Source organism: Delftia sp. K82 (assembly GCF_002193035.1).
Lineage (GTDB): Bacteria > Pseudomonadota > Gammaproteobacteria > Burkholderiales > Burkholderiaceae_C > Comamonas > Comamonas acidovorans.
Genome location: NZ_MYFL01000003.1, coordinates 611,370 through 634,377, shown reverse-complemented (window position 1 = coordinate 634,377; position 23,008 = coordinate 611,370). Strand labels below are relative to the sequence as shown.

Below are 23,008 nucleotides of genomic sequence, written 5' to 3'. Positions count from 1 at the left end.
CCCCCGGGAACATGCACGACTTCGACCCGCAACGCCTGCTGTCGCGGCTGCGCTTCAAGCACCTGCAGCTCCTGCTGGCCCTGCACCAGGGAGGCAGCCTGCGCGCCGCCGCCGGCCTCATGCATTTGACCCAGCCCGCGCTGAGCAAGGCCCTGGGCGAAATCGAGGCGGCCTTCGGCGTGGCGCTGTTCCTGCGCAATGCGCGCGGGCTCGAACCCACGGCCCAGGGCGAGATCGCCATCCGCGGCGCGGCCATGCTGCTGGCCGAGCTGCGCCATCTGGGCAGCGAGACCGCCCAGCAACCCGCCATCACCTTGCTGCGCATCGGCACCCCGCCCTTCGTGGCACAGGGCTACCTGCCCGGCGTACTGGCGGACCTGGCCGCACAGCAGCCCCATGTCCGGGTACAGCTCAAGGAAGAACGCGTGCCTTTGCTTGTGCAATGCCTGCTGGATGGCGAGCTCGACGCCCTCATCACCAGCTACCCCACCGAACTGCCCGAGGCTGCAGGCCAGCCGCTGCGCTACGAAAAACTGTTCGACACCGGCTTCACCGTCATCGCCCCGCCGGACCACCCTGCAGGCCACGCGCGCAGCAACCGCTGGGAGGAACTGGCGCGCCAGCGATGGATCCTGCCCACGCGCAGCTCCATGCTGCGCCGCATGATGGAAGAGGTGTTCCGCCGCGAAGGCGTGATCGCGCCCACGCCCGTCATCGAATCCACCAGCCCCTTCACCAACCTGCAACTGGTCCGGGCCGGCCTGGGGCTCAGCGCCGTGCCCGACTCCACGCTGCAGGCCTCGCCCCGGTCGCTGGGGGTGCGCAGGGTGCATGTCACACCCGCCATCTCCATGGGCCCCGTGGCGCTGATCTACCGCAGCGCCGTCGCCAACCCACGCGTCGCCCTGCTGCGCGCCACGCTGGGCCTGCCCGGCCCGGGGGTGGAGCCGCCCTAGTCGCCAGGCGGCCACCACGCCAGCGCGATCCTGTCCTTTTGCGCAAAGCAGCCCTGACCCCGCCGCCATGCCGGTGCGACAGCCCGGCCGATGGACCGGCACTAAGATCGGCCTCGACCTATAACACCGGCCTGGCCGCGCAAGGCCACGGCGGCCTGCCGATGCCTGGCCCCAGGAGGAGACAACACCCATGTGGGACATCGCACTGCTCATGAGCGCCGCCTTCGTGGCCGGCGCGCTCAATGCCGTCGCCGGGGGCGGCAGCTTCCTCACCCTGCCCGCCCTAGTCTTCACCGGCGTGCCGCCCGTGGCCGCCAACGCCACCGGCACCGTCGCCCTGCTGCCCGGCTACATGGCCGGTGCCTGGGGCTTTCGCCAGGACATGGAGCCGCCGCCCGGCCTGGGCATGCGCGGCGTGATCGTGCTGTCGCTCATCGGCGGCTCGCTGGGCGCGGCCCTGCTGCTGGTCACGCCCGACCACCTGTTCCGCAAGGTCGTCCCCTGGCTGCTGCTGGCCGCCACCGCCATGTTCGCCTTCGCGCCGCAGCTCAGGCGCATGGCGTCGCGCGGCAGCGCCGAGCATGCAGCCCATGCCTCACCCGTCAAAGCCGGCGCCGGCATGCTGGCCGTGGCCATCTACGGCGGCTACTTCAACGGCGGCCTGGGCATCCTGCTGCTGGCCCTGTTCGGCCTGCTGGGCCAGACCAGGCTGCACGCCATGAACGGCATGAAGAACCTGGTCTCCGCCCTGCTCACCGCCATTGCCGTCGCCATCTATGCGGCCGGCGGCGTCGTGCAGTGGGAGCAGGCCCTGATCATGATGATCGCCGCCACCGCAGGCGGCTACGGCGGCGCCCGCCTGGCGCGCCGCATCCCGCCCGAATGGCTGCGCGCGGGCATCGTGCTGACGGGGCTGGTGATGGCGGGGGTGTTTTTCTGGAGGCAGTGAGGCGGGGCTGCAGAGTACAAGTGCATTGCAGGTGAACAGCAACTCACCCCAAGGCAAGCGCATCTGCCGCACAAGCCCTCGGGCCGGGTCAAGTGGAAGATTGCCGCCAAGCCAAAGAGGTCTCGGGATCAGCACCCACTCAGCAAAGCCTACGGCGGAGGACGAGGCGCCAGATGCGTTTCAGGCGAGGTGGCTCATCCTGGCGCGCGCGGCTACTCGGGCACGGGGACCGCTATTGAAAGTTCCTGATGCTCTGCGCCCTCGAGCGCAAGCTGGGTTCTTTGATGACGTCTCAGGAAATCCTCCAGATCAGCCGGCTGCCGCTCGAAGCGCTCCAGCATTTCCCGCATCAGCGCAACGCAGAACACCTCGTAGGCCATTCCTGTACGTTGGGCAAACCTTTGCACAGCCGCATGGAGAGCATCCTCCACCTCGATCTCCACTCGCTTGACCTGCACGGGCGGATATCCGGGCTCCTTGCCTGCGGTGTCATCCTGTCCAAACGCCAACCACTCGAATCGGACCCCCAGTGCCTTGGCCAACTTGGCGACAACGGGAGGCCGTGGCGTCGTACGGCCTTGCTCGTACCGAGAGATCTGCGCAGCAGCTACGCCGCTGGACTCTGCCAAATCGGCTTGGCTCCAGCCATGACTTGAACGCGCCTTGATGAGCCGCTGAGCCAGTGCGTTGTTCATACATCTTTCTTATCGATAGTCCTAAAAAGTATTGACAAGTCATTTTTAGTATTGAAAATACTGTTCATGACTGTTTGATACCAATCTGGATGATGAGTGATTGTATGCCCCGCTCGAAGGCAGGGGGTGTGCACGCCTTCGCCATCGCTCCGCGCCTTTTCACATGCAAGCCTCCCGAGAGAGCACAAAGGAACTTGATATGCATGCCACATCTGCCCATGCTCGCGGCACCTCTCAATGCCCCGATTCACAACAAATGATGGCGCTTGCCATCCGTTGTGCCGAGCACCGCCTGGAGGTCCTGATTGCTACCACCGACACGGATAACGTACGGGACGAAACCGATGTTGAAGTAGAACTGGTCGCAGAACTCGCCCTGCATCACATCCGGCGAATGAAAAGCATGGAGTTCAGCTCCGGCCGCGATTTCGACAACGAGTGGTACCGCGCCCGCGCTGCTGTCGCATTAGCAGTGCAAGCATTCAGCCGACCGGACTCTGTCTACGGTAAACGCCTGTCGTTGGTCCTGAGGGGGTTTGATGAAGGTGCGAGTTTTGTGGAATTTGTGGAGCAGGGAATGACGTGAGGGAGTCAGGAGGTCTCGGATATGCGGCAGCGAACCCTGGGCCTAGGTCATGCGCTGAGTACCCGCATTTCTGAGCTGCCTATGCGGCAGCGAACGGCATGGCGGGCTCGTTGTGCACGGCGCAGTCTTTCTGAGCTGCCTATGCGGCAGCGAACACTGGCTGGAAGAGCACGCGCCAAATCCCGAATTTTTGAGCTGCCTATGCGGCAGCGAACCAGCAGATGTACGGCGTGCCCTTCCACCTGATTTTCTGAGCTGCCTACGCGGCAGCGAACTGGTCTTTGTAGAGGCCCACGACCTCCTCGATTTTCTGAGCTGCCTACGCGGCAGCGAACAGGTCAGAGAAAAACTTGACCAGAGTCGTGACTTTCTGAGCTGCCTACGCGGCAGCGAACTAGACAAAAAATTCCCCAATCCATTGTTTTTGAAAGAGCTTTCACCTCCAGCAGGCGAACACCCAAAATTCCGGGGCATCCGCCAAGCTGTTGATTTACAAGGCAGTCTTCAGGCCGCCAGAAAAAAGGATCAGAACCAGGGAACAGCAGTTCCCAGGCTCAGCCCGTAGGTGTTGAAGCCTTCCTGGCCCGCCGTTCCCTGCACCGCTTTCTGCTCCACGAACAGGCAAAACGGCTGGCCGGTGCTGGCGCTGCGCAGTTGAACGTAGGGCAGGTCCGGGGTGCGCTCCACGCTGTCGGGGATAGCGGCCGCGGCCTGTTCAGCGGTTTCTCCCTTGCGCCGCATGCGGCGGCGGCGCAGGCGGTCGGGGCTGGTCTTGAATTGCCGGCGCTGCACCAGGTAGGGCACGGCGCCCTCTGGCACCAAAGCTGGCGGCGTGCAGTGCACGTGATCGCGCATGCCCTGCAGCCAGGGCTGTTCCATCAGGCCGCGCAGCGCGGCTTCACTGCCATGCAGGCGCAGGATGGTGCCCAGAGTGCGTGGACGCAGGCTGTAGCCGGGAAAGCTGATGCCTATGTCCGCGCTGCCCAGTTGCACGAGCGCGCGGTGCAGCTTGGCGACCAGCGCGCCCAGCAGGTGGGCATGGCTGAATTCCGGGTCAGGCAGCAGCGTGATGTCGATGTAGTGCGAGGTCATGGCCATCAGCTCGCATCGCCGAAGACGCCGCCACGGATCAGCACGGCCATCACGAAGTGCTGCTGCTCGACGGGCGGCACCTTGTCCTTGAGCAGCCAGTCGTCCAGCAGGGTGTAGAAGTCCTGCTTTTGCTTGGGTTGGCGCCAGGCCTTGCCCTGGGTAGTGACGGAGCCGTAGGGCTCGACCGCGATGGGGCCCAGGTCCTGCGCGCCGTCGTACCAGGTGTCGATGGTGCGCAGGGCGTTGCCGATTTTCTGGGAGTGGATGACATCAAAACCAGGGGACGGTGGCGCCATCTTTGCCCAAGCCGTAAGCACTGAACGCCCCTTTAACGGCTACAGGCTGTGCAGGACTCTGCTTAATAAAGAATCGCACCCGCTGGCCCGTACTGGCGCTTTGCACATAAAGGTACGGCAGGTCCAGCGATTCGGTGGCCGTGTCTGGAATCCGTACCATGGCCTGCTCCAGAGTCAGACCATCTCTGCGCATCGCACGCTGCCGCATGTTGTGGGCAGATTTGCGCTGGATTCGAGCCACCATGCAATGTCTGGTGTCAGCAGGCACAGGACATACCTGCGCCAGATCGATCCACAGCATCACAGTTCGGCTCCAGTCTCCCGATGAAAAGGCCTGCAGGTCAGATTCGCAACCATGCACGCGCAGGCGCGCGCCCGGTGTCTTCTTCATGTCCGGAAAGCTCAAGGCGATGCGGCCATTGGCATTGCGAGCTATCCAGACATGGATCTTGTAGAACAGCGTGGCCATCAGTTCGTTTGTGCCGATCCCGGCATTCGCACGCAGCCGTATGTCAAGGTAGTGGTCCATCACGATCTCCATTCATGGGCTGATCGGCATCAGTCGTTACCGGACTTGCCGGCATCTCCGAACACGCCACCGCGTATGAACACGGCGAGCACGAACATGGCATCGGGCGAGGTTTGCATCCCACTGCCTTCAGGCTTGAGGTCTTGCGTCAGTTGCCTGATGCCTGGCAGCAGATTGAAAAAACTGTTGCCTGATTCAGGACGGCGATGGAACTCGTTGTCCGACAGGCTGGCGCCGTTGGGCTCGATGGCAATGGGAGGCACATTGCCAGGTGCGTACCAGGTGTCGATGGTGCGGATGGCGTTGCCCACCTTCTGGTCGCGGATGGCCGCCTGCCCCATATTGATGCTGTCCATGAAGGAATGCACGTCCTTGTCGCCGCGTGCCCGGTTCAGATCCGAAGGGGAAACGGGGTTGAGCTTGTACAGCGGACGTGCAAATCCCTGAGGCTTGCCACTGACGTACATCTGGGAGGGATAGACCTCGAATGCTCCTGCATTGGAGAAGTGCACCTTGGCACTCACTTCAATGCCCTGCCCCAGGCCGGCCTGCGATGCAAAGGAGCTTTGCAGCCATCGCGCCAGTTTCATCTCGTCTTCCGTGTACTCGGAGAAGCCGCGCTCAGCCAATTCGAATGGCCGCTCGCCAAGCGCCTGTGCGGTCTGACCTGCGCAACGGGCATGGATGTCCAGGGAGTGGGCCAGCGTCAGGTTGCGCCAGAGAAATGATCCACTGAACACGCGGCGCGCATAGCGCCGGCAAAGCTCCATCAGTTCCTCGCTGTTTGCTGCGCGGGCTAGAAACTGCTCGATGTCCGCGCGGACCTCCGCACTGTCGCAAGCCGTCAACAGCCTGCTAAGAGGAGTGACCTGCAAGGCAAAGCGCAGATGCATGCCCGTGGCCTGAGGGTGGGTTTTGGCAGTCTCCGTTATTTGGATATTGGCGAGCTTGTTTGGATCGAATTTTCCCGGCGTTAAGTTCTGGGTACCGCGGATGCCATGGCGCATGACCTCAAGCGGCAGCAGTTCTTTTCCCACGATGCTGCACATTGGTGCGTCGGAGACATTGATGCCGCGCATCGCAGCCACGACCTTGGCAGAGCCAGAGCCAGAGCCAGACTTCTTCTTCGTTGCCATAGCGATTTCCCCTCAGAGTTGCTGTATCAGAAAGCTGGTGCCGTCCTGGCTCCAGCCGTGTTTCCAAAAAATGCTGCCTGGCCCCCGCTGAGGCTCATTGCCCTGCATGGAGTCGCTGGCTGCGCCATGCGAATCCGGTGCGTCGAACGCCAATGGGCCATCCACAGCTTCAAAAGCATCGCCTTCGCCGACCTCAACGACTTCTGGGTCCACCTCGCCAGCGTCCTCGAAATCGAGGTAACCCCACGGTTCGAGTTCGTCGTCGGCGATGTCTTCGAGCGCGGTTTCAGGCATGTGCTTGAAACGGTTGATGTGGCGAAACTCGATCAGTCCGGTGATGGACTCCGCAAAGGCATGGCCTTCCAACTCCATATCGCCCATGCGCCGGATGCCCTGACGCTGGTTCGAGAGTTCTGTCAGCATGTGGTAGCCCACCACGGCGGGCACGATGTAAGCGCCTTCATGCCGATGCAGAAAGACGTGCGCGGGATGGTTCGACTCCAGTGCGATGGCAGCGCGCCAGGCGGCATCCATGACCAGATAACCGGGCCTGACGCCTTGCAACAGCTGCCGCTGGGTATCGAAGGCCTGCACTTGTGGTGGCCCTTGCAGGCAACCACCGGCAAAGCGCATTTCCATCAGCAGCGCTTTGACATCGTCGGGAGCGACTTGCGCCTCCCCAAGGTCCAAAGCCATGGAAAAGCAACCGTTGGCGGTGGCATGCATCTGGTACGACATGGCCGCCGGCGTAAGCGATGTGCTGGCATAGCCACCGCCATGGGGTCTGTCTACATAAAAGGTGGTTGCACCCCGTTTATTGGCCAGCAGTGCACCTGCCGCGCCGGGAAGCGACTCCTGCTCCACATTTGCCTCATGCAGAACAAGCGCAACGCCCTGCACAGGTTTGCCAAGGCGCGCGCCCAGCGCATGGCCCAGCATGACGGCAGCATGAATGGGCACTGGCATGATGATGTCCTTGCATTGCTGCGCGTTGTAGTGCGCAACCTTGAACCTAGAGATCAGCACGAACAAGATAGGTCTCCTTTCAGCGCTGGCTCAGCAGCAGGGCAATGGCTTTAGGTGCCCATCGCATGAAACGCTGGCGATCGATAGTCCCCAGGCCCAGGGTCTTGTTCTGGGAATCCTTGAGGCGGGCCAGATGGCTCCAGAGCAGCAAGGCCATGTCCTTGGTCAGTTCGCGCGCGCTGGCACCACCCGCCGTGTCCATTCCTGCAACAAGAAACCTGTCAATGGCTCTGCGGCCGGCAACCTGCAGCCGGACCTCTTCCTGTACGTCGTCGTTCATTGACCCCAGCGCGTCGCAGCATTGATCGCGCTGATCCAGCACATGCAGCCAAAAGAGCGCGAGTGCAGAGCGGCAGATGCGGCGCTCCAGCTCGATGGCCCTTACAGAATCACTGCGCAGCGTTGCCGTGTGGCGTTGGTACTGTGCAAACAGCTCGGCCCTGACAGCCTTCGGCAGTTGAATCCGGTAGCCCAGGTGGCGAACGCGGGCCAGCACCGTGTGCGCTTCATCTATGCGAGGGACATCGAAAACCAGCGCGCGGTTTGGAATGCCTGTGACGGAGCGCTCTGGCTCCAGCGCGTGCCCCACTTTGCGTATGGCCGTGAAATTGTTGATGGCGGTGGAGGAGAACCCATAGAACACCAGTTGCGCATACGATTTTTCTCTTTGCCAGTGGCTGTGCAGATAGGCAGATAGGCCCATGGAGGTCAACGGTGTCAGGGCACGATAGCGACCATCCTGTGCAGGCAGCAGGATCTGCCTGAGACGAGGATCAATGATCTGCGTTCCATGCTCGTAGCCATCGGCATAGAGTTGGGCAGCCAACTGCTGAACCATGGATACGGTGGCCTGATCGGCCTGCCCATCGCCATCTTTATTGAGGGCCTCCAGACATACGGTGGTCTTCCCGGTGTTGTCGTTCATGGCCTGATCCAACCTGATTGCATGGCCTTTTTCCAAAAGCAGGCCTGCGGTCAGATAAGGCCCCATGCCTTTTTGCCCTGGTCCCAGGACGATGCCTATCGGGCTGGCTGACGTATGCGTGGGCTTGGACGTGAAGTGGCCCAGCTTGCTCAAGGCCTCGATCATCGATGCATGCCGCCCGGCCATGACGGAGGGATCGGAGGCAGTCGCATTTGCCAGGCAGTTCACGACTGCGGGCACATCGAACTCATTCAGATCTTCAGGCAAAGGGGTGGAGACAAAAGCGTGCCTGTCAGCGTAGGAGGGACGCACCAAACCCTTGGTACGAGGGTGGCCCCATAGCATTTCGCAAAAGAGCGTTGAACGCAGCTTCAACAAGGCCTGATGGAAGTCCTCCTCCGGCAATTCGCTAGTCAGGGCCAGGGCCTCGTCCTCCATGGACTGGACAAGTTTTTTGGCATTCGCCGGCTTTTCGTTCCAAACAAGGAGCAAGGCCTGCAACCAAAGCTTCGCCAATTCCAGCAGCGTTGCTTTGACAGGACTGCTTCCTGTGCGATCTCGCACATCCATTGATTTCCATGAATCTTGTCGGGTGGCATGGCGCACCAACACTTCATCCAATGCGGCCGGTGCTAGGTGATGTGCATCCATCCAACTACGGAAAAATCGGTGTGCGTCCTCTGAATCGTATCCACTAGATTGCACGTTGGTGCCCTCCTCAAACCATCACAGATGGACACCATTCTGGATATGATCTTCTGTGGTCGCAAGGCTCTACCATCAATCAATACCAAAGAGAATTTCCACTTCTTATAAAGATCGCAAAGATCGAAAACAAAATTATCTTTTTCATGGCAAATATCGACAATCGACAGTTGTTCATCCTGCGCCGCGCCTGTCTGCTCACCCGGGTTACAAGGGCGGAGGTCATGCGCGAATTCGATGTCAGCGGCGTGACGGCGAAGAAAGATATGGAAGCAGCGGTGGCTCATTGGCCGGGCTATCTGGAGTACCTTCCATCGCATGGTGTCCGGGCCAAGCTTTTCGCCCATCCTCCTGAAGAGGCGTGCAGCACGACCTTCCTGAGCCTGCTGCACAATGCCGCACCACCCTATGCGCTCGGCCTTACCCGCTATGAGACCGTCTGTGCGGTCAATGCGCCGCGCTTCGTGTATCAGGGCCCGGAGGATAGAAGCATGGTCATGACCCTGTTCAAGGCATGTGTGACCAAAGCAGCCGTGGACATCGAATACGTGGGCCTTCGTATAGGAGAGACACGCAAGACGCGCACTGTGCTGCCCCTGGGGCTGGAGTTGCTCGGCCATCAATGGCGCGTGATCGCACACGATGTGGATATCAGAAAAAAGCAGATCGGAGCCGAACAAAAATTCTTTGTCTTGGCACGAATTCTCAACGCGCAGGTGAATTCCGCTTTGCAAGGAAGAAAGCTGAAGGACCACAACGGCCATCGCACGGATTGCCGCAACCTCCGGATCGACCGCACCGAGCGCGACTACCAGGTAATACCCAATAGACGACTCACACCTGATCAGGTGGAAGCAGTGGCGCGAGAGTTTGCTTTGGTGCGCAAAGGAAGCTCCTATGTCATCCGAATGCCGGAACGCAATATGGTGGAATTCAAGCGCGACCATTGCACTCACTCAGCCGCACCCGACGGCAGCCACGAATTGAAGGACTTTGTGCTGCCAGTCTTTGAGGGCATATTCCCCTATGCCCCACAGTAATATGACGCGCGGGATGGCAGCCACAATACGCCGCCTGGCATTTTTTGCAGGCCTGTTTCACGATATAGGCAAGCTGACCCAGTTCTTTCAGTCCAAGCTTCGCAGCACCAAAGTGCTCCGCGACGAGATCAGCCACGAATGGGTCTCTGCCTGGGTCTTGAGCCACATGCTTCAGCATCAATCCCTGCACTGGGATGGCTGGCTGGCCGCCTGGCAGGCCTGGGAAGACAACGGAATCCAGTACCTGTTGAGCAGCCACAGGAGTCACCAGCCCTGGCGACCTTTCGAGCGGCTGAACAGTTTTGAGTCCGCCGCGTTGATGAGCGTGGCCACCCATCACCGATTGTTTTCGGCAGACGAAGCACGCGAGGACAGGGATCAGCGGCGCAACCCACCTGGATCGGAAGTCGTTTCTCCACATCGCAACCATGTCAGCGGGATTTCCCCGGCGACCACGGTGACCCCATGGCGTCGCTTGGAGAACTGTTTCCAGAACGAACATGAAACCAGGCGCTGGCAAGCCTTGCTGGATGAGGGCCGCCAATTGCTGCAGGGTGATGCCCAGCCCAGCCAGCAGCCTGCGTACTGGCACAAGGCTGGCCTGATTGCGCGCGCGGCGCTGATACTCGCCGATCACCATGTCTCTGCCATCCGCGTCAAGGAGCCAGGCGGGCCAAGCAGCCATCTGCAGTCAGGTGCCTACGCGAACTCCCTGCGGGATGATGGCAAGGCAATTCTCAATCAACCACTGATCTGGCACTTGGAACAAGTGGGCCGCATGGCCCTGAGCTGCGTGGACTTCTTCGGGCCACAACTCCTGCCCGCACTGGATGCCGACAAGCGCCGGGCCATGCGAAACACGGGCGGCCTTCAACCTTCGCGTTTCTCTTGGCAGGACCATGCATGCAGCTTCATTGAGCGAACCCGAAACCGTGATGCCTCAGACAGCGCCTTCCTGATCTTCAATGTGGCCAGCACGGGGGCTGGCAAGACACGGGCCAATGTGCGCGCGCTCCAGGCCTGTCGCTCTTCGGTCGATCCCTTGCGGATTACAGCGGGCTTCAACCTCAGGACATTGACGCTGCAGACGGCCAGTGCCTACCGCAGTGAATTGCAGCTCAGCGACGATGAATGCGCCTGTGTGATCGGAGACCCCCTGGCACGGGCCCTCCACATGTACGAGCAGCAGGACGATAGCCAAGCGGCAACGCCTGATGCCTATGCGAGCAGCGGCTGCGACAGCGAAGGCTTTCTGAAGCAACTGCCCATTTGGGTGCAGGGACTGGACAGGCCGGGTAAAGGCCATGCCAATGCAACCCTGCTCGGGGCCCCCGTGCTGGTCGCAACGATGGACTATCTGGTGGCGGCCGGCGATCCGACGCGACAGGCACAGCACGTGCTGGCGCTGTTGCGCATTGCGCATTCGGACCTGCTGATCGATGAGGCAGATTCCTATGACCCGCAGGGACTCATTGCCGTGTTGCGCGTGGTGCAGATGGCTGGCATGTTCGGGCGCAATGTCGTGATCTCCTCGGCAACACTGTCCTCGGTATTGGCCGAAAAAATCGAGCAGGCCTGGAGAAGCGGCATAGCGATGCATTGCGCCGACGGCTTCGAAGCCTTGACCCCCCATACCCTGCTGATTTCCAACCAAGGCAGTGGAACAGGGCGACAGCTAGCCCATGCTGGAAGCGACATGCCTTTCAGACCGTGGTACGAGGAAAGCATGGCTTGCCTGTCTGCCAAGACTGTTGCCGCGGACATTCACCGCATGGGTCGCATCGTGCAGATCGATTCCCAAAAGGACTTCCCAAGCATCGTCGCAAAGAGCTGCCTTTCCGCACACAAGGATCACGGCTGGTCTTGCAGCAGCAATGGACGCCTTGTCCATGCCTCAGTGGGAATCGTCAGACTGGCCAACGTAGAACCATTGCAGCGGCTGGCAAATCAGCTGGCAAGCCAAGCCTGGCCTGAAGGTATCGCGGTCAAAATCTGCGCCTACCATGCCAGCGAGATTCCCGCACGGCGCTACCTGAAGGAGCGAGCCCTCGATCTGTTGCTCAAGCGCAGCGGCAATCCCGAGCTATCGCAGCATCCATTGATCGCACAGGAAATAGCCAGTCTTCCCGCGCATGTGCGTCACTTGGTGCTGATCGTGCTGGCATCTCCGGTGGAGGAAGTTGGCAGGGACCATGATTTCGACTGGGCCGTCGTCGAGCCCAGCAGCATGCACTCCATCATCCAGCTCGCTGGCCGGGTGAACCGCCATCGCCTGGCGCCTGTATCCCGGCCAAATGTCTATCTTCTGAATCGCAACCTTCGCGCGTTGCAACACCAGCCCCTTTGTTTCATCAGGCCCGGCCTCCAACAAAGTGACGCCTATGGCAGCCCCCTCACGCACCCGCACGACCGGCTAACCTGCCTGCTGCGCCCGATGGCTTCCGATGCAGCACTGGCCCTCACGTTTGCGCTGGACGCAGGGCTGATATTCGACCCTGTACGCCGTTGTCAATTTGCAAAGGAAGACGAGAAGGCCATTGAGCTCCTGCTGAACGCAACGACGGGATTCTTCGATGAACACAACGAACAATGGGCGTGCGACTGGTTCTATGTGAACCATCCGTTGCGAGAGAAGGATTTCTCCGAAACCTGGCGAGCCCAGCCTCTACCTGATGGACGCCTACTGCTGGAGAGATACGAACCCAACCATCGGGGCAGTCCCTGGGTTGAACAACGCAATGATGACAGGGAGACGCTGGCAACTCATCTTGCCGCAACCTGGTTGAGTCCCAGTGTGCATGATGCCGAGCAAAGACTGCGCCGACAGCTGGAGGCCATGTATGGTCCAGGAGCGGCGCAGATCTCGGAATCATTGCAACTGGCGCGTCAGTTTTCCATGCCGGGCACAGACGGCAGCGCCTATCCGGTCATCTCATGGACTGGAATCCGCTCTTCGCAGGCCGGCAACAAGCATGCCGCCCGCCCAAGGCCATCCTGATGCAGCCGCAGCCCCTCACTGCATCTGCTTCAGATTCCCGATGCGCACCAGCATTTCCGTGAACATCTGCATGTCGGCGCGCAGGTCGGGCAGTTCCTTGTATTCGAGCGCGTTGTGCGCCGTGTACTTCTTGCCGGGCATGGCGGGGCCGAAGTTGATGGCGTTGGGCATGAGCTTGGCCGTGGTGCTGCCGGCCGTGGGCACGGGCTTGGCGTCCAGGCCCGTGGTGTCGCCGAAGATGTTGAGCAGGGTGGACAGCCAGGCGCCCTTGGGGTCGCGCGCCATCCAGTTGCCCTGGGTGTATTGCAGGGTCAGGGGGACCTTGGCGGCCGCGCTCCAGCGGGTGATGCGTTGCTCGACTTCGGTGCGCAGTTGCTCGGGCGTCTTGCCGCGCGGCATGCGCACGTTGGTGGTGACTTCCAGCTTGCCGTCTGCCGCCTTGATGAGGTTGGGCGACAGGGTCAGCGGGCCCATGAAGTCGTCGGCATAGGCAACGCCCAGCTGCTTGCCGAAGTAGTCGAGGCCGAAGGCGCCGTTGATGTAGCGCAGGGCGTTGCTGTAGGCATTGGGCTGGACCAGGGCCACGCCATCGGTGGGCATGAGCACCTGCTGCAGGAACAGCGTCAGGCGCGGCACGGGGTTGACGCCTTCCTCAGGGCGCGAGCCGTGGGCCGAGGTGCCCGTGACCTTGACGGTGGCTGCGGTGCCGCTGCGCTGGATGTCGATGGTGAACGGCCCGCCCTGCCCTGCATAGCTGGTGGTGAAGTCACCCTTGGCCGCCTGCAGGCGCGCGGCGATGGCTTCGATGGCGGCTTCGTCGCCGGCCGTGATGGTGGCGGTGGCAGTCTGCGCAATGGCGTTGGCCGAGGCGGCGCCGGCCATGGCGGTGATGGCGGGCTGGGCGGGGTCGGTCTTCACGTCGTCGAATACGGCCTTGAGCGCGCCCGAGCCTTTTTCTGCGACGACGGCGGGGTACTTGCTGTCCAGCACGATGTTGTAGGCGGGCAGCGCGGTCTTGCCCTGGTAGTACTTCATGGCGTCGCCGCCGGTTTCCTCGGTGGTCTCGATCATGAGGCGAATGCCGCGCGACAGGGGCAGGCCGCTGTCCTTGACGGCCTTCATGGCGAACAGCACGGTGGCGATGGAGCCCTTGTCGTCGATGGTGCCGCGCCCGTAGAGCTTGTCGCCCACGCGCGTGACCTTGAAGGGGTCGATGGCCTGGCCGTCCAGCACCCATTCGGCAGGGACGACGGGCACGACGTCTGCATGGGTGAGGATGCCGAATTCATCGGCACCCGCGTTCGAGGCGCTCGCAGTGTTCGCGGTGTTCGCAGGCAGGGTGACTTCGAAGATGCGGTTGTCCACGTTGCGGTACTGCAGGCCGAAGTCCCTGGCCATCTGCTGCACCAGTTCGCCGAAAGCCAGGATGGCCGGGCTTTCGTGCGGCGGCACCTTGGCATCGCGCACGGTGGGCAGGGCGACCATGCGCTCGATGCTGGCCAGCACGGCCTGCTCCTGCGTGAGCCGCGTGTACAGGCCCAGCAGGCGGGCGATGTGATCGAGGTCCTCCCCCGCAAGCGCCTGGCCTGCCGCATGTCGCTGCACGGCCTGGGCGATGGCAGGCTGCGCGGCCGCGGCCTGCTTCAGGAAGCTGGCGAAGTCGGTGGGTGCCGGCTGGGCCTGGGCCAGGGCGTCCAGCGCGGGTTTCCTGAGGGTGTCGGCGCCGGCCGCGCCGCTCCACGCCAGGGCCATGCTCATGGCAAGGGCCAGGGTGGAGGCTTTGAACGGATGGTTCTTCATGGTCGTCGGTCTGTCGATGAATGCTGAGGCCGCAAGAATACGGGCTTTGCAGGCCTGTTCCGACCAGGCCGCGCTCGCAAATCGCGCCAGAATCCGCCCCAGAACAGCAGGTCTGCGGCACGCTATGCCGCGGTGGCCGGAGCTATCGACAGCGGAATGGTCACAGGCCCGTCGTTGAGCAGGTGCACCTGCATGTCGGCCCCGAAGCGGCCCGTGGCGACTTCCGGGTGCAGGGCGCGCGCCCGCTGGACGATGTAGTCGTACAGGCGCTCGCCCTCGGCCGGTGGCGCGGCGCGCGTGAAGCTGGGGCGGTTGCCGCCGCCGGTGTCGGCCGCCAGCGTGAACTGGCTGACGATGAGCAGGCCGCCGCAGGCGCCCTGCCCGTCCAGGTCCTGCACGCTGCGGTTCATCTTGCCCGCGTCGTCGGCAAAGATGCGCAGCTTGAGCATCTTGGCCAGCAGCTTGTCGGCTTCGGCCTCGGTGTCGCCGCGCTCGGCGCAGACCAGGGCCAGCAGGCCGGGGCCTATGCTGCCGGCGACCTGGCCGTCGATTTCCACGCGCGCCTGTTTCACGCGCTGCAGGATGCTGATCATTGTTCGGGGTTCGGGTTCTTGTCGGTGGATGGGGAAGGAGTGTCCGCCTGGCCTGCCGCCTCGATAGCGGCTTCCATGGCGGTCTGCATGCCCAGGGGCAGCAGCTCGATGCGCGCGTACAGGCCGGGCACGGCTTGCAGCAGTTCGGCCTCGATCTCGGTGCGCAGCCGCGCGGCGCGGGCCACGCTCCAGTCGCCGGGTACATGCATGTGCAGGTCGGCAAAGCTGCGCTCGCCGGCGCGCCGGCTGGAGATGTTGTCAAAGACCACACCCTGCTCGCGGTGCGCGTGGCGGTCCAGCACGGTGTCGATGCGCAGGCGCTCGGGCGCGTCCAGCGCTTGGTCCATCAGGCCCTGGGAAGACTGCCAGACCAGTTGCGCGCCCTGCACGCAGATGTTGATCGCAACCCCTATGGCCACGGCCGCAGCCAGCCTGTGAGCGCTGCGCCCATCAGGCCGATGACGACGCCGGCCGAGGTCCAGACATCGGTGAGCAGGTGGCGGGCATCCCCCTCCAGCGCCATGGAGCGGTGCTGGCGCGCCGAACGCAGCATGGCCACGGCCAGCAGGCCGTTGAGGGCGGAGCTGACCACGGACAGCGCCAGGCCCCAGCCCAATTGCTCCAGCGGCTGCGGGTTCCAGAGCCGCGCCAGCGCCGCCCAGGCGATGGCCAGGCTGGCGCCGATGACCAGGATGCCCTCGAAGCCCGCAGAGAAGTACTCGGCCTTGTGGTGGCCATAGGGATGATCGGTGTCGGCCGGCCGCTTGGCGATGGTGACCATGGTCAGCGCGAACACGGCACCGGCCAGGTTGACGAAGGATTCGAGCGCGTCCGACAGCAGGCCCACCGAGCCCGTGAGCCACCAGGCCAGGGTCTTGAGCACGATGGTCAGCAGTGCCACAACGACCGAGATGCGCAGCAGGCTGTGCGGCGCCATCCAGTCGGGTGCGTTGGCGGTAGATGGAGTGGACTCGGCCATGCTGCGCTGCGATAGGTGGGGGTGCTGCGGATTAGACCACTGCCTGCGCGGGCCGCATGCCAGAATCCGCGCCATGAATGGATGGCAGCGATCAGCGGGGTGGGTGCTGGCCTGGGCCGTGGCCGCAGGCTGCGGCGCGGCCTGGCTGGCGCACGCTCGCCTGCAGTCGCTGCGCGAGGTCTTCGATACCGATGCCCGCATTGCCCACCGGCTGCTGAGCCAGCGCATGGTGCAGCACGATGCCATCCTGGGCACGCTGGCGCTGCTGCAGCCGCGCCAGCCCGCGCCCGACCAGGCCTCGTGGAAGCAGTTGCCGCGCCTGTATCCGCAGGTGCTGGATGTGGCGCGCCGCTCGGCCGCCGCAGGCGAGTCCTGGCCCGCGCCCTGGCCGCACGGCATGGCCGAGGCCGAGCGCCGCTCCCAGGCCAGCGGCCATGCCGAACTGGCCCTGGCCGATCTCACCCGGGGCCGCCTGTACCTGGTGCAGGCCGGGCTGCCGGCCAGCTATGCATTGCTGCTGGACCTGCGCTCCATCATTCCCGCCGACGAATGGCCCATGCCACCGGCCACCAGCCCGGTGCGCGCCTGGCTGGCCCTGGGCGGGCAGGAATTCCTGATCCAGCCAGGCAGCACCGGCTCGCCAGGCTGGAACACATGGTCCTGGGAGGTGAGCAAGACCCTGGCCTCGCCCAGCCAGCCGCTGGTGCTGTACCTGCGCCAGCCGCTGGACGCCTCGGTGCTGCCCTGGACGGCCATGCTGGGCTGGGCCCTGGGCTGCGCGCTGGCCGTGGCAGCGCTGCGCGCCCTGCTGCGCCAGCGCGTGGCCCGCCGCCGCGCCGAGCAGTTGCTGCAGCTGGGCCAGGTGGCTCGGCTCAATACGCTGGGCGAACTGGCCGCCGGCATGGCGCATGAGCTGAACCAGCCGCTGACGGCCGTGCTGTCCAACAGCCAGGCAGCGCGCCGCCTGCTGGCCGAGGACCCGCCCGAGATGGACGCCGCCCGCCAGGCCATGACGCAGGCGGCCGAGCAGGCCAAGCGCGCGTCCGCCGTGGTAGGACGGCTGCGCCGCCTGGTGGAGCAACCGGGGCTTGCGCCCCAGGCCGAGCCGCTGGATCTGAACCAGGCCGTTGCCGAAGCGCTTTATCTGCTGGAGCCCGAGCTGCGGCGCCGCCAGGTCCAGGTCAAGGTGCAGATGAAAGTGCAGGCCGCCGATCTGCCCGCCGCCCAGGCCGACCCCGTGGCCGTGCAGCAGATACTGCACAACCTGCTGGTCAATGCGCTGCAGACCATGGACGAGCAGCCGCCCGCAACACGCCATCTGCGGGTGGAACTGGAACGACGCGACAACCGCCTGCTGGTGGCGGTGCAGGACAGCGGACCCGGCGTGGCGCCCGAGATGCGCCAGCGCCTGTTCACCCCATTTGCCACGGGCCGCGCCCAGGGGCTGGGCCTGGGCCTGACGTTGAGCCAGAGCCTGGCCGAATCCATGAGCGGCAGCCTGGAGCTGGCCGCCTCGGGACCGGGCAGCGGAGCCCGCTTCGAGCTGCTGCTGCCTGCGGCGTGCGCCAGTGCATGCGCCAATGCATCCACGGCACGCGCCGCCCCCACCGTATCCACACCACCACCACCGAACCCATGACCGCCGCGCCTGCCCAAGACCTGTCCCCGCTGATCCATCTGGTCGATGACGACGAGGCCGTGCGCGACAGCCTGGCCCTGCTGATCGGCACCGTGGGCCTGCGCGTGCAGTGCTGGGCCGATCCGCTGGCCTTTCTCGAAGGGCTGGACCGCCAGGGCATAGGCGCCATCGTGATGGACGTGCGCATGCCCGGCATCGGCGGACTGGCCCTGCTGGGCCGGCTGGTGGAGCAGGGCGTGGACCAGCCCGTGATCATGCTCACCGGCCATGGCACGGTGGACATGTGCCGGCGCGCCTTCAAGGCCGGCGCGGCCGAGTTCCTGGAAAAGCCCGTGGATGACGAGGTGCTGATCGACGCGCTGCAAGGCGCCGTGCGCCAGCATGTGCAGTCGCGCGAACGCCAGCAGGCCGACCGCGATGCGCAGCAGCGCTTCGCCCAGCTCTCGGCACGCGAGCGCGAGGTGCTGGCGCTGATCGTGCAGGGCCTGACCAACAAGGAGATAGGCCGCAGCCTGGAGCTGTCGCCGCGCACGGTGGAAACGCACCGGGCCAACCTCTTCGCCAAGCTGGAGGCGCCCAGCCTGGCCCAGCTCATACGCCGCTACGCCAGCCTGGCGGACACGGCGGCAGGCGCCTGAAGCGCCACCTCCTCGCCCAGCAGCGCGCCTGGCTTCTCCGTATTTCTACGCAGCGCCGCGCGTAACCGTCCGAATGGTGCGCGGCGGCGGCATTTTCTACAGTGCATGCATGCCGTCCGGGCTTGTGGCCCGGGCCGTACCGACCCCCAAGGAGAAGACCATGCAACGCCACGCCAACAAGCTTGCCACCCTCGCTGCCCTGACGCTGGGCCTGATCACCACCGCCGCCCAGGCCGAGGCCGTGCGCACGGAAAAGAACATGTCGCTGGAGCTGGCCAACCAGATCGCCGCACGCAGCGTGGCCGCCTGCGCCGCCGACGGCTATGCCGTCACCGCCACCGTGGTGGACCGTGCCGGCACCGTGCGCGCCGTGCAGCGCGCCGACAACGCGGGCCCCCACACGCTGGAGGCCAGCCGCCTGAAGGCCTACACGGCCGCATCGGCCAAGAACAGCACGCTGGCCATCATGGAAGGCGCGCAGAAGAACCCCGGCGCCGCCAACCTGGTGAACATTCCCGGCTACCTGCTGCTGGGCGGCGGCCTGCCGGTGAAGGTGGGCAACGAGGTGATCGGCGCCGTGGGCATCGGCGGCGCGCCCGGCGGCCACCTGGACGACAAGTGCGCCCAGACTGCACTGGGCCAGGTGCAGGACCTGCTCAAGTAAAGAAGCCGCGCCGCACGTGATGCGGCGCTGCAAAAAAAAGACAGGCCGCCATGGCGGCCCCCGATGCCCGACAGCCGCACGCGCTCCCACGCGTCAGCGGCCGCTCACCCTCGCACAAGAGCGCTATCAAAATCTCGGCGATTCCGCTATAAATCCCCAGCGAGGGGGACGCATGCCAGAGAACATCGATGCGCAAGACACGGGGCCCGACGATGCGCTGTTGCGGCTGATAGCAGATACGGCTCCGGCCATGCTGGCCTACTTCGATGCGCGCACGCTGCGCTGCCGCTTCGCCAACATCAACTACGCACGCAATTTCGGATTGACGCCCGCCGAGGCGGTCGGCAAGACCGTGCGCGAGATCGTGGGCGAAGCCGTGTGGCAGCTCATCGCCGAGCATGTGGAGCGCGGCCTGCGCGGCGAACATGTGCGCTACGAGCGCGAGGTGCCACAGCCGGATGGACCGCCTCGCCATATCGAATCGCTGCTGATGCCGCACTTCGAGCACGGGCAGCTGCAGGGCGCCGTGGTGCAGATCACCGACGTGAGCCACCACCACCATGTGGCGCAGAAGGTGCGCGACAGCGAAGAGCGCATGCGCAAGTTCACCGAGGTCACGACCGAGGCCATCGTCATGCACCGCGACGGCCTGATCATCGACGGCAACGAGGCCCTGTCCCGCCTGGCCGGCTACACGCTGGACGAGCTGACCGGCCGCCCCATCCTCGACTACATCTGCCCCGAATTCCGCCTCTACGCACTGCAGTACATGCGCAGCGGCCGCGAGGACCGCTTCGACGGCGCCATCCAGCACAAGGACGGCCACCGCATCCCCGTGGAGATCGAGGCCAAGACCATGCCGGCAGAGGGCGGGCCCTACCGCATCGTGCTGGTGCGCGACATCACGCTGCGCCAGCTGGCGCAGGAGCGCATGGACTTCCTGGCCCAGCACGACCAGCTCACCCAGCTGCCCAACCGCGTGCGCCTGATCCAGATGCTGCGCCAGGCGCTGTCGCTGGCTTCGGTCAAGCAGCGCACGCTGGCCGTGCTCCTCATCGACCTGGACCATTTCAAAACCATCAACGACTCGCTGGGCCACCAGGCCGGCGACCTGCTGCTGTGCGAGGTCGCCCAGCGCCTGCGCGGCAGCGTGCGCGCCCATGATCTGGTGGCGCGCGTGGGCGGCGACGAATTCGTGGTCGTGCTCACCGACGACCCCGATCCGCAGGAAACCGAGACACAGGCCAGCCACCTGCAGCGCATCATCGAGGCGCCCTGCGCCATCGATGGCACGCCGCTGGTGATCTCGCCGTGCATGGGCATCGCCATGTACCCCGGCGACGGGAAAAACGCCGAAGAGCTGCTCAACCGCGCCGAAAGCGCCATGCACATGGCCAAGGACAGCGGCCGCCGCAACCTGCAGTTCTATGCACCCGCACAGGACGGCCAGGCCACCCAGGCCCAGATGCTGATGCAGGAGCAGCAGCTGCGCGGCGCGCTGGAGCGCGGCGAGTTCGAGCTGTACTACCAGCCCCAGACCTTCACGGCCGATGGTCGGCTGGCAGGCTTCGAGGCCCTGGTGCGCTGGCGCCACCCGCAGCGCGGCCTGGTGCTGCCCGGCGAGTTCATCGGCTTTGCCGAGGCGCGCGGCCTGATCTCGGCCATAGACCACTGGGTGCTGCGCGAGGCCTGCCGCCAGGCGCGCCAGTGGCAGGACGAGGGCCTGGCGCCGGTGCCGCTGTCCGTGAACCTCTCGGCGTTGGAATTCCGCCAGCGCGACATGGCGCGCGAGGTGGCACAGGTGCTGGAGGAAACGGGGCTGGAGGCGCGCTGGCTGCACATCGAGCTGACCGAGTCCACGCTGATGCACACCAGCGGGCAGGTGCAGGACACCTTGCAGGCGCTGCAGGCCCTGGGCGTGGGCCTGGCCATCGACGACTTCGGCACCGGCTACTCCTCGCTGGCCTACCTGCGCCGCCACCCGATCAACCAGCTCAAGATAGACCGCTCCTTCATCGCCGACGTCCCCGATAGCGAGGACGACACGGCCATTGTCACCGCCATCGTGCAGATGGGCCACAGCCTGCACCTGGACATCGTGGCGGAAGGCGTGGAAACACCTGCCCAATTGGCGCTTTTGCGCGAGCTGGGCTGCGGCATGATGCAGGGATACCTTGTGGCGCCGCCCCTGCCGGCCGAGAGGGCGCGCGCCTGGCAATTGCACAACAGTCATCCAGTCCAACGACAATAGCCCATGGTTTTGCTTCACAACCCCTCGCAGGCCTCCAGGGCCGCAGCCACCTTGCACACCGACCCCCAGCGGGCCCTGGAGCACGTACAGCAGATCTACCGGGAGCAGATAGAGCACCTTCGCTCGAACATGCAGCGCTTCGTCTCCGGCGAAACCCCGGCCGCTCCCGTCCACGCCTACTACCCCTTCGTTCGCATGCACACGAGCACCGTGTCGCGCGCCGACACGCAGCTGGCCTACGGCTTCGTCGAGGGCCCGGGCACGCATGAGGCCACGCTCACGCGGCCCGACCTGTTCTCGCGCTACTACGCCGAGCAGTTCCGCCTGCTGATCAAAAGCCACGGCGTGCCGCTGGAGGTGGGCCTGAGCGACAAGCCCATTCCCATCCACTTCTCGTTCGCCGAGAACGACCACATCGAGGGAACGCTCACGCGCGAGCGGCGCCAGCTGATGCGCGACGTGTTCGACCTGCCCGACCTCGAAGCCATGGACGACGGCATTGCCAACGGCACCTGGCGCCCGCATCCCGGCGAGGCACTGCCGCTGTCCCTGTTCACCGCCCCGCGCGTGGACTACTCGCTGCACCGCCTGCGCCACTACACGGGCACCCAGCCCGAGTGGTTCCAGAACTTCGTGCTGTTCACCAACTACCAGTTCTACATCGACGAATTCATCCGCCTGGGCCACGCAGAAATGGCCAGGGAAGACAGCGAATACGTGGCCTTCATCGAGCCCGGCAACGTGGTCACGCGCCGCACCGGCCTGCCGGCCCAGCCCAATGACGAGCTGGGCACGCCGCCGCCGCGCCTGCCGCAGATGCCGGCCTACCACCTGGTGCGCGCCGACCACAGCGGCATCACCATGGTCAACATCGGCGTGGGTCCGGCCAATGCCAAGACCATCACCGACCACATAGCCGTGCTGCGCCCGCACGCCTGGATGATGCTGGGCCACTGCGCGGGCCTGCGCAACAGCCAGCAACTGGGCGACTACGTGCTGGCCCACGCCTATGTGCGCGAGGACCATGTGCTGGACGAGGAACTGCCGCTGTGGGTGCCCATTCCCGCGCTGGCCGAAATCCAGCTGGCACTGCAGCAGGCCGTGGCCGACGTCACGCAGATGGACGGCCCCGACCTCAAGCGCATCATGCGCACCGGCACCGTGGCCAGCACCGACAACCGCAACTGGGAACTGCTGCCCAACAACCTGCCCCAGCTGCGCTTCAGCCAGAGCCGCGCCGTGGCGCTGGACATGGAAAGCGCCACCATCGCGGCCAACGGCTTCCGCTTCCGCGTGCCCTATGGAACGCTGCTGTGCGTCTCCGACAAGCCGCTGCACGGCGAGATCAAGCTGCCCGGCATGGCCAACCACTTCTACCGCGAGCGCGTGGACCAGCATCTGCGCATCGGCATGCGCGCCATCGACATACTGCGCGAAGGCGGCACCCAGCGCCTGCACAGCCGCAAGCTGCGCAGCTTCGCGGAGGTGGCGTTCCAGTAGCGCCCCGCCAC

At 64.4% G+C, this 23,008-nt stretch carries 19 protein-coding genes, 1 pseudogene and 1 CRISPR repeat array; of the genes and pseudogenes, 10 read left to right on the top strand and 10 right to left on the bottom strand.

Translation table 11 applies throughout. The features are described from left to right. Window positions 1-11: 11 nt before the first annotated feature. Window positions 12-956: a LysR family transcriptional regulator gene (locus KDK82_RS19755; protein WP_088165983.1), complete on the top strand. Its 945-nt coding sequence runs from the start codon at window positions 12-14 to the stop codon at window positions 954-956. A gap of 190 nt (window positions 957-1,146) precedes the next feature. Further along, window positions 1,147-1,905: a sulfite exporter TauE/SafE family protein gene (locus KDK82_RS19750; RefSeq protein ID WP_088165982.1), complete on the top strand. Its 759-nt coding sequence runs from the start codon at window positions 1,147-1,149 to the stop codon at window positions 1,903-1,905. Between the two features lie 212 nt (window positions 1,906-2,117). Here the strand turns inward: KDK82_RS19750 and KDK82_RS19745 are convergent, their stop codons facing one another. After that, entirely contained in the window at window positions 2,118-2,600 is a 483-nt protein-coding gene (locus KDK82_RS19745; RefSeq protein ID WP_088165981.1) for a helix-turn-helix domain-containing protein, read from the bottom strand. A gap of 199 nt (window positions 2,601-2,799) precedes the next feature. On the opposite strand from KDK82_RS19745, the gene KDK82_RS19740 reads away from it, so the two are divergent. Next, complete coding sequence (locus tag KDK82_RS19740; protein ID WP_088166345.1) at window positions 2,800-3,186, top strand: hypothetical protein; 387 nt, start codon at window positions 2,800-2,802, stop codon at window positions 3,184-3,186. 67 nt (window positions 3,187-3,253) lie between these two features. Next, window positions 3,254-3,581: a CRISPR direct-repeat array (repeat unit 28 nt; unit sequence TTTCTGAGCTGCCTACGCGGCAGCGAAC). Window positions 3,582-3,711: 130 nt separating this feature from the next. Here KDK82_RS19740 and cas6f (KDK82_RS19735) read toward each other — a convergent pair. Genes cas6f (KDK82_RS19735) through KDK82_RS19710 form a run of 6 tightly spaced genes read right to left on the bottom strand, consistent with a single transcriptional unit; the run spans window position 3,712 to window position 8,811 of the window. Next, window positions 3,712-4,278 (bottom strand): type I-F CRISPR-associated endoribonuclease Cas6/Csy4, encoded by a 567-nt coding sequence (gene cas6f / locus KDK82_RS19735; protein ID WP_034366869.1) that lies wholly within the window; start codon window positions 4,276-4,278, stop codon window positions 3,712-3,714. 5 nt (window positions 4,279-4,283) lie between these two features. Next, entirely contained in the window at window positions 4,284-4,574 is a 291-nt protein-coding gene (locus tag KDK82_RS19730) for a type I-F CRISPR-associated protein Csy3 (RefSeq protein ID WP_256974518.1), read from the bottom strand. Continuing rightward, window positions 4,549-5,103 carry a type I-F CRISPR-associated endoribonuclease Cas6/Csy4 gene (gene cas6f, locus KDK82_RS19725; RefSeq protein WP_179217949.1) on the bottom strand — a complete coding sequence of 185 codons (555 nt, stop codon included), beginning with the start codon at window positions 5,101-5,103 and terminating at the stop codon, window positions 4,549-4,551. The genes KDK82_RS19730 and cas6f (KDK82_RS19725) overlap by 26 nt, the downstream gene beginning before the upstream one ends. Window positions 5,104-5,132: 29 nt before the next feature. Continuing rightward, on the bottom strand, window positions 5,133-6,239 hold the full coding sequence (gene csy3, locus KDK82_RS19720) for a type I-F CRISPR-associated protein Csy3 (RefSeq protein WP_088165979.1): 1,107 nt from the start codon (window positions 6,237-6,239) through the stop codon (window positions 5,133-5,135). A 12-nt stretch (window positions 6,240-6,251) separates the two neighbouring features. Then, complete coding sequence (locus KDK82_RS19715; protein ID WP_088165978.1) at window positions 6,252-7,271, bottom strand: hypothetical protein; 1,020 nt, start codon at window positions 7,269-7,271, stop codon at window positions 6,252-6,254. Between the two features lie 13 nt (window positions 7,272-7,284). After that, window positions 7,285-8,811 (bottom strand): hypothetical protein, encoded by a 1,527-nt coding sequence (locus KDK82_RS19710; protein ID WP_143343492.1) that lies wholly within the window; start codon window positions 8,809-8,811, stop codon window positions 7,285-7,287. 230 nt (window positions 8,812-9,041) lie between these two features. On the opposite strand from KDK82_RS19710, the gene KDK82_RS19705 reads away from it, so the two are divergent. Together KDK82_RS19705 and KDK82_RS19700 are read left to right on the top strand one after the other, a co-directional pair. Continuing rightward, window positions 9,042-9,935, top strand: a complete 894-nt coding sequence (locus KDK82_RS19705) for a WYL domain-containing protein (protein ID WP_088165976.1) — start codon at window positions 9,042-9,044, stop codon at window positions 9,933-9,935. Window positions 9,936-9,948: 13 nt separating this feature from the next. Continuing rightward, window positions 9,949-12,933: a CRISPR-associated endonuclease Cas3'' gene (locus tag KDK82_RS19700; protein WP_179217947.1), complete on the top strand. Its 2,985-nt coding sequence runs from the start codon at window positions 9,949-9,951 to the stop codon at window positions 12,931-12,933. A gap of 15 nt (window positions 12,934-12,948) precedes the next feature. Here KDK82_RS19700 and KDK82_RS19695 read toward each other — a convergent pair whose 3' ends face one another. From KDK82_RS19695 to KDK82_RS19685, 3 genes and pseudogenes are all read right to left on the bottom strand, one after another. Then, window positions 12,949-14,733, bottom strand: a complete 1,785-nt coding sequence (locus tag KDK82_RS19695) for a dipeptidase (RefSeq protein ID WP_088165974.1) — start codon at window positions 14,731-14,733, stop codon at window positions 12,949-12,951. A gap of 122 nt (window positions 14,734-14,855) precedes the next feature. Next, window positions 14,856-15,326: a D-aminoacyl-tRNA deacylase gene (gene dtd / locus KDK82_RS19690; protein ID WP_012203138.1), complete on the bottom strand. Its 471-nt coding sequence runs from the start codon at window positions 15,324-15,326 to the stop codon at window positions 14,856-14,858. After that, window positions 15,323-16,305 (bottom strand): annotated as a pseudogene (locus tag KDK82_RS19685) (cation diffusion facilitator family transporter). Before KDK82_RS19685 ends, dtd begins: the two are co-directional and overlap by 4 nt. 73 nt (window positions 16,306-16,378) lie before the next feature. On the opposite strand from KDK82_RS19685, the gene KDK82_RS19680 reads away from it, so the two are divergent. The 5 genes from KDK82_RS19680 (at window position 16,379) to KDK82_RS19660 (ending at window position 22,997) form a co-directional block, all read left to right on the top strand. After that, complete coding sequence (locus KDK82_RS19680; protein ID WP_088165973.1) at window positions 16,379-17,944, top strand: sensor histidine kinase; 1,566 nt, start codon at window positions 16,379-16,381, stop codon at window positions 17,942-17,944. Continuing rightward, entirely contained in the window at window positions 17,941-18,582 is a 642-nt protein-coding gene (locus KDK82_RS19675) for a response regulator transcription factor (protein ID WP_013804314.1), read from the top strand. The genes KDK82_RS19680 and KDK82_RS19675 overlap by 4 nt, the downstream gene beginning before the upstream one ends. Window positions 18,583-18,742: 160 nt before the next feature. Next, the gene (locus KDK82_RS19670) at window positions 18,743-19,246 is read left to right on the top strand and encodes a heme-binding protein (protein ID WP_179217946.1); all 504 of its coding nucleotides are present in this window, start codon (window positions 18,743-18,745) and stop codon (window positions 19,244-19,246) included. Window positions 19,247-19,418: 172 nt separating this feature from the next. After that, window positions 19,419-21,497 (top strand): bifunctional diguanylate cyclase/phosphodiesterase, encoded by a 2,079-nt coding sequence (locus KDK82_RS19665; protein ID WP_034390137.1) that lies wholly within the window; start codon window positions 19,419-19,421, stop codon window positions 21,495-21,497. A gap of 3 nt (window positions 21,498-21,500) precedes the next feature. Further along, window positions 21,501-22,997: an AMP nucleosidase gene (locus tag KDK82_RS19660; protein WP_034390135.1), complete on the top strand. Its 1,497-nt coding sequence runs from the start codon at window positions 21,501-21,503 to the stop codon at window positions 22,995-22,997. The last annotated feature ends 11 nt before the right edge of the window (window positions 22,998-23,008 follow it).